The sequence below is a fragment of the Acinetobacter sp. HR7 genome (assembly GCF_000773685.1).
Taxonomy (GTDB): domain Bacteria; phylum Pseudomonadota; class Gammaproteobacteria; order Pseudomonadales; family Moraxellaceae; genus Acinetobacter; species Acinetobacter thermotolerans.
In genome coordinates, this window is record NZ_JPQO01000227.1 from 1 (window position 1) to 9,285 (window position 9,285).

The 9,285-nt window shown below is 43.6% G+C and carries 10 protein-coding genes and 1 pseudogene; 5 read left to right on the forward strand and 6 right to left on the reverse strand.

The window, feature by feature from the left end; translation table 11 throughout:
* Positions 1 to 4: 4 nt before the first annotated feature.
* Positions 5 to 388, reverse strand: a complete 384-nt coding sequence (locus GW12_RS15110) for a transposase (protein WP_034589178.1) — start codon at positions 386 to 388, stop codon at positions 5 to 7.
* Positions 389 to 514: 126 nt separating this feature from the next.
* On the opposite strand from GW12_RS15110, the gene GW12_RS15115 reads away from it, so the two are divergent.
* Complete coding sequence (locus GW12_RS15115) at positions 515 to 1,930, forward strand: LLM class flavin-dependent oxidoreductase (RefSeq protein ID WP_034589180.1); 1,416 nt, start codon at positions 515 to 517, stop codon at positions 1,928 to 1,930.
* Between the two features lie 83 nt (positions 1,931 to 2,013).
* Here the strand turns inward: GW12_RS15115 and hpaI are convergent, their stop codons facing one another.
* Positions 2,014 to 2,808: a 4-hydroxy-2-oxoheptanedioate aldolase gene (hpaI, locus tag GW12_RS15120; protein WP_034589198.1), complete on the reverse strand. Its 795-nt coding sequence runs from the start codon at positions 2,806 to 2,808 to the stop codon at positions 2,014 to 2,016.
* 246 nt (positions 2,809 to 3,054) lie between these two features.
* Here hpaI and nfsB point away from each other — a divergent pair, with 246 nt between their 5' ends.
* Both nfsB and GW12_RS16070 read left to right on the forward strand, forming a co-directional pair.
* Entirely contained in the window at positions 3,055 to 3,708 is a 654-nt protein-coding gene (gene nfsB / locus GW12_RS15125) for an oxygen-insensitive NAD(P)H nitroreductase (RefSeq protein ID WP_034589182.1), read from the forward strand.
* Between the two features lie 110 nt (positions 3,709 to 3,818).
* Positions 3,819 to 4,046: a hypothetical protein gene (locus GW12_RS16070; protein WP_081403516.1), complete on the forward strand. Its 228-nt coding sequence runs from the start codon at positions 3,819 to 3,821 to the stop codon at positions 4,044 to 4,046.
* Here GW12_RS16070 and GW12_RS15130 read toward each other — a convergent pair.
* The 3 genes from GW12_RS15130 to GW12_RS15140 all read right to left on the reverse strand — a co-directional run bounded on the left by GW12_RS15130 (position 4,009) and on the right by GW12_RS15140 (position 7,483).
* A complete protein-coding gene (locus GW12_RS15130) occupies positions 4,009 to 4,863 on the reverse strand; it encodes an EamA family transporter (protein WP_034589183.1) in 855 nt (284 codons plus the stop codon). The genes GW12_RS16070 and GW12_RS15130 overlap by 38 nt on opposite strands.
* 91 nt (positions 4,864 to 4,954) lie before the next feature.
* Complete coding sequence (gene fba / locus GW12_RS15135; protein WP_034589185.1) at positions 4,955 to 5,989, reverse strand: class II fructose-bisphosphate aldolase; 1,035 nt, start codon at positions 5,987 to 5,989, stop codon at positions 4,955 to 4,957.
* Between the two features lie 306 nt (positions 5,990 to 6,295).
* Positions 6,296 to 7,483 (reverse strand): phosphoglycerate kinase, encoded by a 1,188-nt coding sequence (locus tag GW12_RS15140; RefSeq protein WP_034589188.1) that lies wholly within the window; start codon positions 7,481 to 7,483, stop codon positions 6,296 to 6,298.
* Between the two features lie 142 nt (positions 7,484 to 7,625).
* On the opposite strand from GW12_RS15140, the gene GW12_RS15145 reads away from it, so the two are divergent.
* Entirely contained in the window at positions 7,626 to 8,009 is a 384-nt protein-coding gene (locus tag GW12_RS15145; RefSeq protein WP_034589191.1) for a DUF2237 family protein, read from the forward strand.
* Positions 8,009 to 8,602 (forward strand): nucleoside triphosphate pyrophosphatase, encoded by a 594-nt coding sequence (locus GW12_RS15150; RefSeq protein WP_034589192.1) that lies wholly within the window; start codon positions 8,009 to 8,011, stop codon positions 8,600 to 8,602. Before GW12_RS15145 ends, GW12_RS15150 begins: the two co-directional genes overlap by 1 nt.
* A gap of 76 nt (positions 8,603 to 8,678) precedes the next feature.
* Here the strand turns inward: GW12_RS15150 and GW12_RS15800 are convergent.
* Positions 8,679 to 9,285, reverse strand: a pseudogene (locus GW12_RS15800) (cell wall protein); the annotation flags it as partial.

Here is a 9,285-nt window from a genome sequence, read left to right on the forward strand (position 1 = left end):
CGGATCATGTTGCCAGTGCCTTGAGTAATTCTGCCAAGGCAGGTATTTCTGATGTCTGCCATTTCAAGCCAATTTCTGCTTTTGAGTGGGGTAAAGTAATTTGAACCGTTAACATGTCAGTAGGAGTAGGATCTAATGGTGCAGAGCAAGATAAGGCAATAAATGCAGGTTTATTCGGTAGTGGTGAGCGATCATTCCCTGGCTTACCATCAATTAAGCGAATCCATTTGGATACAAGATTTGTATTCAATCCATGTTGCAAAGCGACCGAAGCAATTGAAACGTCCGGTGCTTTACAAGCCTGAACGATCTGCTGTTTAAATTCAGCACTGTATGTTCTTCGTTTTTTCGCAAGAGATGCGATGGATGTCTGGTGATTTGTAGTCATAAATTTTAGTCCCCACTTGTTTTTAAGTGGGGACTAAATTAAGGCTTATAGGATGAATTCAGAAGGTGTGTTCAGCGGACGCTTACCCTCTACGATGTTTGGAACACGTAACACTCGTAGAACATCATGACCAAGCAAATCCGATTCAATGCCTTTGAAATGAACTGTATCGCCCATCAGTCACCGGGCTTATGGCGTCACCCGCTGGATCGCTCTACAGAATATAAAGATCTGGAATATTGGACTGATCTGGCGAAAATTCTGGAAAAAGGCAAATTTGACGGTATTTTTATTGCCGATGTATTAGGCATTTATGATGTTTATCATGGTTCAGCTGAGCATGCCTTGACCGGTGCGGTACAGGTTCCAGTCAATGATCCGCTACAAATCGTGCCTGCTATGGCAGCTGTGACCAAGCATCTTGGCTTTGGAGTCACCACCTCCATTTCTTTTGAGCATCCCTATCCTTTTGCACGTCGCATGAGTACGCTGGATCACCTGACCAAAGGTCGTGCCGGCTGGAATATCGTGACTTCCTATCTGGAAAGCGGTTCTAAAAACCTCGGCCTCAAAACTCAGGTCAGCCATGACAATCGTTATGACATCGCCGATGAATATCTGGAAGTGCTATATAAACTTTGGGAAGGTTCATGGGAAGATGATGCTGTGTTACGTGATAAAGAGCGCGGCATCTTTGCGGATCACACCAAAGTGCATCCAATCAATCACGAAGGCCAATACTTTACCGTACCGGGGATTCATATTTGTGAGCCATCGCCACAACGTACCCCTGTGTTATATCAGGCTGGCGCATCAAAACGTGGTCGGAAGTTTGCCAGCCAGAATGCGGAGTGTGTCTTTATTTCAGCACCGACCCAGATTGCTGTAAAAAAACTAGCAGAAGGTGTACGTCATAATCTGATTCAGGAAGGCAAAGATCCAAACTCTGTGCTGATCTACACCATGCTGGCCATCGTGGTGGATGAAACCGATGAAAAAGCACAGGCAAAGTTCCACGAATATCAGCAATATGGCAGCTATGATGGTGGTTTAACTTTAGCTTCTGGCTGGTCAGGTGTGGACTTTTCTCAGTTCAAGCCTACGGATAAAGTGGAATACATCCAGACCAATGCGATTCAATCCATGCTGGAATCTTATGTCCAAGCTGATCCAAACAAGATCTGGACCATTGAAGAAGTGGCAAAATGGACCAGCGTTGGCGGGAATGGCCCAGTCATTGTTGGTTCACCAAGCACTGTAGCTTACAAACTGCAAGAATGGATTGAAGTCACCGGTATCGATGGCTTTAACCTGGCTTATATCCTAGCGCATAAGAGTTTTGAAGATATCGTGGAATATGTAGTACCAGAACTGCAACGTCGTGGTGTCTACCAAACTGAATACCGTGAAGGTACACTGCGTGAAAAGCTATTTGGCCAAGGTCCACGCCTGCCAGACAATCACCGTGCAGCACAATACCGTTATAAGGGGAATCAAGCTGAAACTGCACAAACAGCTGAACTGGTAGCTGAAGCAGTTTAATTCACTTATTGATTAAAATCAGGCAAAGAAAAAGGCAACTGTACAATTAGTTGCCTTTTTCATTTCAGGGAATACCGAGCAGATTAATAGCCACCCTCAGATTTCACGAGTTCAGTACCCTGTTTATATTTAGATAACAGCTCACGTAAAGAATTCATCAAGACACTGGTATCTACGCCCACTGCAACAAACTCAGTACCCAAATCCAGATATTTTTGAGTGACTTCATGCTGAGTCGACAGAATCCCGGCTGCCTTGCCTGCTGCACGAATGCGCTGGATCGCATCGACAACTGCTTTTTGCACTTCAGGATGGTTCGGATTACCTTCGTAGCCCATGGTCGCAGATAGATCTACTGCCCCGATAAATACCCCATCAATACCTTCGATTTTTAAAATCTCATCCAGATTTTCCAGCCCTTTTACTGATTCAATCTGAATCAGCAGACAGATATCTTCATGGGCTTTTTGATAATAATTCGGGATACTGTTCCAACGAGTCGCACGAGCCAATGCAGCACCCACACCACGAACACCTTCAGGTGGATAACGCACAGCTTTGACCATCAACTCTGCCTGCTCCACAGTTTCCACCATCGGAATTAGCAGGCTTTGTGCACCAATATCAAGTAACTGTTTTATCAGCTGCACGCTACCAATCGGTGGACGGACCACCGCCTGAGATGGATAAGCAGCAATGCTCTGCAATTGTGACAATGTCGTTCTCAAGTCACTTGGAGCATGCTCACCATCAATCAGCAACCAGTCATAACCTGCATTAGCAGCAATTTCTGTACCGTAAGCATCTGCCAGACCGACCCACAGACCGATCTGCTGTTCGGTCTTCAGTTTTCTTTTGAAGTAATTGGTGTATTGCATACGCCCACTCGCTTGCATGTCTTTGCTTATACGGACTATTAAACGCCTCTTGGCAAAAAGTGCCAATAGTGAAAAGCTCTTTTTTGATTAGCAAAAGGTCTAAGTTCATGCGTTATAAATTCTAAGCATCTGCAAAATGACCACTTTGCCTGATGCCAATTTATTGTAATAATCAACTTCGAAGTCAGCAGCATGCTGCCACATAGATCTCAACCCAAGATAAACACTGAAGCATGGAGTCCAGTTATGGATGTACTTAAGGTATCTGAATCTCGTTACACCACAAAAGCTTATGATCCATCCAAGAAAATTCCACAGGAACAGTTTGATCGTTTGACCGAGATTCTTCGCCTGGCACCATCTTCAATCAACATTCAACCTTGGCACTTTTTCATTGCCGATACTGACGAAGCCAAACAACGTATTGCCAAAGCTTTAGTGGGTAAATATGCCTACAATGCACCAAAAGTATTGGATTCTTCGCACACCATCGTATTCTGCACCAAAGCGGACATTAACGAACAGCATCTGGAAAATCTGCTTGAACGTGATGATGTGTTGGGCCGCTTTAAAGATGAAGCAGCCAAAGAGGCACAGCGCAATACCCGTACTGGCTATATCGAATATTATCGCAATGAAAAAGGTGATATTCAGCGCTGGGCAGAAAACCAGACCTTTATTGCCCTTGGTCATGTGCTATTGGCTGCTGGTATTGAAGGTGTCGATGCCACCCCGATTGGTGGCTTTAATGAAGAAATCCTGGCTCAAGAGCTGAAGCTGGATGAACAGGGCCTGATTCCATCTGTCATCGCAACATTTGGTTATCGCAGTGAAAATGATTTCAATGCCAAACTGCCGAAATCTCGTCTGAAAGCCGAGGATATTTTTACAAAATTATAAGGTTTTGTGATATAAAAGGGGCGCAAAGCCCCTTTCCTTGTCATTGTGGGCCTATTTTTTGCTTATCTAAAGAACAATCATAAATTCAGAATAAAAAAATAGAGGTTTCCATGTCGGTTCTTCCATCCAGACCAATGAAATTTGAATGCAAACACTGCGACAAGATCTATTTACATCAATATAAGCATGAACAGCACAGTTATCCGCATTGCCCCCACTGCCGACAGGCCGGCTTACTGCTGGGTATGGCAGAAAAGGAAGACCTGATTCGCTTACCTCTGAATTATGCCAGTACTTACGTCAAGCAGACATGGCATAGGCTAAGCAAATCACACTAGAAATTCCCAAGACCAATCCGATAATGCTTGCAGGTCTTAAGCGCTCTTTAAACAACATCAAGCCTGCAAGCACACCAAACATCACCACCAGTATATTCATGCCTGCAAAGACGATTGCCGGGGTATCTTTGAGCAGCATGTGTGCTTTTACATAAAAGGCAATGTTGGCAAAGTTCAGTCCGCCCAAGACCAGTCCTGCACCTAAATGTTTTAAATCACCCAGATGCTTATATTGAATCGCCAAATAAATCATAGATAACACAAAGGCACAGATAAACATCAGGTTTAAGGTCAGGGCAAACTGTAATCCCAAGCTTGTTGTGTATTTTAACAGCACATCAATCATTGCATAACCGACCCAGACCAAGCCCAGATACATCATACCTCGATTGCCTGTGCTCGTATCACCGCGATGAGAAAACAGGATACACAATACGGCGCTAATCCCGAGTCCAATCCCTAACAGTTTTAACTGGTTAAACTGTTCCTGAAAGATGAAATAGGCCGCCGCCAACGACAACACCACAGACAGACGTTGTGCGATTTCAGTTTTTAAAATTCCCGCGGTTTGTAATGCTCGTGCCAACAATAGAAATACGCTTGGCAACAAAATCCCTAAAGCGATAATAAGCAGCCACGGCGTATTTGATACTGACATATGGACAAAATCTGGCTTAAACCAGAAATAGCACAGTACACTTGCCGCCGCATAATTCCAGCCAATCAGATGAATGGGACTTAACCCCCTATTCTTCCCTACTTTTAATAAAATCGAGACCAGTACGCTGCACAATGCAGCAGCAAAAATCAGTTCCATTGTCTGCTCATCATTATTTTAAGTGCTTTATTTTATGACAAAAAAGCCCACAAAATCTTGTGGGCTTTTCAATTGATTTTCAGGCTAGCAATTAGTAGCGAGAAACCATTTTTTCCAATGAGATTGGACGGATCTTGTCAGCATTACCCGCTGTACCAAATGCTTCGTAACGATCCACACAGATTTGTTTCATTGCATCAATTGTTGCAGTGAAGAATTTACGTGGGTCGAATTCGCTTGGTTTTTCAACCAGGAAGCGACGGATCGCACCAGTAGAAGCCAGACGCAAGTCAGTATCGATGTTGATTTTACGAACACCATGTTTGATTGCTTCAACCAGCTGATCAACAGGTACACCGTAAGTCTCACCGATGTTACCGCCGTGTTCATTGATCACTTTCAGCCATTCTTGTGGCACAGAACTTGAACCGTGCATTACCAGGTGAGTATTTGGCAGCGCTTCGTGAATTTCCTTGATGCGGTCGATTGCAAGGATGTCACCTGTAGGTGGACGAGTGAACTTGTACGCACCGTGTGAAGTACCTACTGCAATTGCCAGCGCATCCACATTGGTATCCGCAACGAATTGACGCGCTTCTTCAACAGAAGTCAGCAGTTGAGAATGGTCAAGTACGCCTTCAGCGCCTACGCCATCTTCTTCACCTGCCATACCAGTTTCAAGACTACCCAGGCAACCGATTTCACCTTCAACAGAAACGCCACACGCATGTGCCATTTCTACGACACGGCGAGTTACGTCTACATTGTATTCGTATGAAGTTGGAGTTTTACCATCTTCACCCAGTGAACCATCCATCATTACAGATGAGAAGCCTAACTGGATAGAACGTTGACATACTGCAGGGCTAGTACCATGGTCTTGGTGCATTACCACTGGAATGTGTGGCCATTCTTCAATTGCAGCCAAAATTAGGTGACGCAGGAACGGTGCACCTGCGTACTTACGAGCACCCGCAGATGCCTGTACGATTACAGGTGAATTAGTTTGGTCTGCCGCCATCATGATGGCACGCATTTGTTCTAAGTTGTTTACGTTGAATGCTGGTACGCCGTAACCATGTTCGCCGGCGTGATCCAAGAGCTGGCGCAATGAAATAAGAGCCATAATATCCTCCCAGGTAATGCGACATATTCTACATGCGAACCGTATTCAATTCAGCAAGAAAACACATAAATTGATAAAAAATCCCTGCTTTTGCAGGGACTTTGGGGCTTGACTTTGTTACTTATTCAACAACCACGGCTAAACATGCAATATCTGTGCTTTCTACAGTTGTTTTATCTTTTGGTACATTGGCAACCGATATAGATATACCAGTATTTTTTGATCCAGAATTGATTTGTTTTGGAAATAAAAAAGCCGGTATTAAACCGGCTTTTTTCTAGAAGCATTTACTTCAGGACAATGTAATTAAGCACGTTCCAGAAGTACAGCAACTGCAGGAAGTGTTTTACCTTCAACAAATTCAAGGAATGCACCACCACCAGTTGAGATATAGCCAATTTTGTCAGCCACGTTGTATTTGTCGATCGCAGCTAAAGTATCACCACCACCTGCAATAGAGAAACCTTCAGATTCAGCAATTGCTAAAGACAGTGCTTTAGTACCTTCACCGAACTGATCTACTTCGAATACGCCAACTGGACCATTCCAAAGGATGGTTTTTGAAGTTTTCAGGATTTCAGCAAATGCTTTCGCGGTTTCTGGACCAACGTCAAGGATCATGTCGTTGTCAGCAACATCTTCAACTTTTTTCACAGTTGCTTTAGCCGCAGCTAGTGAACCAAGGAAGTCGTCAAAGTTAATTTCAGAAGCATCCGCAACTACAACGTCAGTTGGAAGTGGAACTGATACTTTCGCAGCGATTACTTTTGCCGTGTCGATCAGGTCATTTTCACACAGTGATTTACCCACGTTGTAGCCAGCCGCCGCAAGGAAAGTATTCGCAATACCACCGCCCACGATAAGCTGGTCGCAGATGTCAGACAGTGAAGTCAGTACGTCAAGTTTAGTTGAAACCTTAGAACCAGCAACGATCGCAACCATTGGTTTTTCTGGAGTTTTCAACGCACGACCCAGTGCATCCAGTTCAGCTGCCAATAAAGGACCTGCTGCCGCAACTTTAGCCTGACGAGCCACCCCTTCAGTAGAAGCTTCTGCACGGTGCGCAGTACCAAATGCATCCATTACAAATACGTCGCAAAGTGCTGCATATTTTGCTGCCAGTTCAGGATTATTTTTCTTTTCACCCACATTGAAACGGCAGTTTTCAAGTAAAACCGCTTGACCAGGCTGAACTTCAACACCATCTAAGTAGTCAGTAAACAGTTTTACTTCCTGACCCAATGCTTCAGTCAGATAGGCTGCTACAGGTGCAAGAGACTGTTCAGGCTTAGGCTCACCTTCAACTGGACGACCAAGGTGTGAATACACCATTACAGCAGCACCTTTTTCTAATGCAGCTTTAATTGTTGGAAGTGCCGCACGTAAACGTGCATCGCTAGTGATCACGCCATTTTTTACTGGTACGTTTAAATCTTCACGAATAAGAACACGTTTACCCGCCAGGTCAAGATCAGTCATGCGTTGAAAGTTCATGTAGAGCTCTCTTTTATTGATATTAAAAACGAGGGGGATTTTAAATGATTATGCAGAAAAAGGTTAGCATCTTTTGCAGAAAAGCTAACGATTGCCAAAGTTTTGTTATGATAGGAAAAAGCATCTACCAGATACAGTACCCATGTCGATACATCCAGATCCAGAGTTAAACCGTTTAAATGTTCTTGGCGAGCCATTGGCAAGCTGCTGTTTTGATCCCATTACCGGCTATTTCCGCAATGGCTTCTGCCATACTGCACCAAGTGACATCGGTCAGCATACCGTTTGTGCACAGATGACCTCCGAATTTCTTAACTATTCACAGAAAGTAGGTAATGACCTGATCACCCCATTACCCGAAGTTGGCTTTCCAGGACTACAACCGGGAGATTTCTGGTGTATCTGTGTGACACGCTGGGTAGAAGCTTATGAGGCAGGTTTTGCCCCACCAATTAAGCTGCAGGCCTGCCATAAGGCCGTGCTGGCTTATGTCCCTCTCCATGTTTTAGAAGAATACGCTGTCTAATGAATACCGCAAAAATCATCCTGGCTTCATCCAGCCAGACCCGTAAAGAACTGATGGATCGTTTACGTCTCGACTACGTATCGATCGTCCCGAATATTGATGAATCACCGAAAGGTGAAAATCATGCGGATGATTTAGCCAAGCGACTGGCTTTTGAAAAAGCCCGATATATTACTGAACAGCATCCTGATGCAATTGTAATCGGCTCTGATCAGGTGGCATGGCGTGAAGGCGCACCTGATATTTTTATCGGAAAGCCTTTAACGCCTGAAAAAGCTATTCGCCAGCTACAGGCCAACTCAGACAAAATTGTCTATTTTAGTACAGCGTTGAGCGTACAGCAGAAATCGACCGGTTTTGAGAAAACATTGGTTGAGCACTATAAGGTCAAATTCCGTAAGCTGTCTCAGGCAGAAATTGAACGTTATGTGGAACTTGAACAGCCACTGCATTGTGCCGGCAGCTTTAAATGTGAAAGCCTAGGCATCAGCCTTTTTGAAGAAATGATTGGCCAGGACCAAACCACATTGATGGGCATGCCGATGATCAAACTATGTAGTATTTTACGTGAGCTAGAAATTTTAGTGCCTTAATGTTATGTCTATAAAAAAATGCAGCCAATTGGCTGCATTTTTCATACTTATCTCATTATCTCAGTATATAACTCTATTAGCCAATCATCTGTTGCTGATCAGAGAAAAGCTGTTGTAAATAGTGATCGGCCTGATTATCTAATATCGATGGATCTGTTACTTGAGCAACTTCCTCCGTATTTGCTTCAATAACGATTGGATCATTCTCATTTTCTAACACAATCGTATTTTCGACATTATTAGAATCAGAAAGCAGATTTGCTAAGGAAACAATATCTGATTTCATATAATCCATATCCAGCAAATTACTTTCTTGTCCTGGTAATCCTAATAAGAAATCTTTTTGATTATTCGAATTTGTTATTTCATCCGCGGCATCTAGAACTTGATAAAGTTGTGTCTCCTGATTTGACTCTGAAACTATAAAACCAATCAACTCCTCAGCATAAATAATGTTTTTTTTCTCCTCGAAAGAATTAATCTCATCAGTTTGAGCCTCTTGCGATCGTTCTTCTGAACTATATGTCATAAATTCAGGCTGTCTTGTGATTGTTCTCTCATTAAAGGGAATGGCCTCATTCTGACCTTGATTAAGCAGGTTTAATGGAGCTGCACGGGCGATGGGATCTGTTTGAATGCCAGGTTCAACAGTCTCACCTTCGCCAGGATTCTCCGGATTTTCT

Coding starts and splice junctions, on each gene's coding strand:
- GW12_RS15145 (WP_034589191.1), top strand. CDS start 7,626: ATGTCGATACATCCAGATCCAGAGTTAAACCGTTTAAATGTTCTTGGC.
- hpaI (WP_034589198.1), bottom strand. CDS start 2,808: ATGCAATACACCAATTACTTCAAAAGAAAACTGAAGACCGAACAGCAG.
- GW12_RS15140 (WP_034589188.1), bottom strand. CDS start 7,483: ATGAACTTTCAACGCATGACTGATCTTGACCTGGCGGGTAAACGTGTT.
- fba (WP_034589185.1), bottom strand. CDS start 5,989: ATGGCTCTTATTTCATTGCGCCAGCTCTTGGATCACGCCGGCGAACAT.
- GW12_RS15130 (WP_034589183.1), bottom strand. CDS start 4,863: ATGGAACTGATTTTTGCTGCTGCATTGTGCAGCGTACTGGTCTCGATT.
- GW12_RS15110 (WP_034589178.1), bottom strand. CDS start 388: ATGACTACAAATCACCAGACATCCATCGCATCTCTTGCGAAAAAACGA.
- GW12_RS15150 (WP_034589192.1), top strand. CDS start 8,009: ATGAATACCGCAAAAATCATCCTGGCTTCATCCAGCCAGACCCGTAAA.
- GW12_RS16070 (WP_081403516.1), top strand. CDS start 3,819: ATGTCGGTTCTTCCATCCAGACCAATGAAATTTGAATGCAAACACTGC.
- nfsB (WP_034589182.1), top strand. CDS start 3,055: ATGGATGTACTTAAGGTATCTGAATCTCGTTACACCACAAAAGCTTAT.
- GW12_RS15115 (WP_034589180.1), top strand. CDS start 515: ATGACCAAGCAAATCCGATTCAATGCCTTTGAAATGAACTGTATCGCC.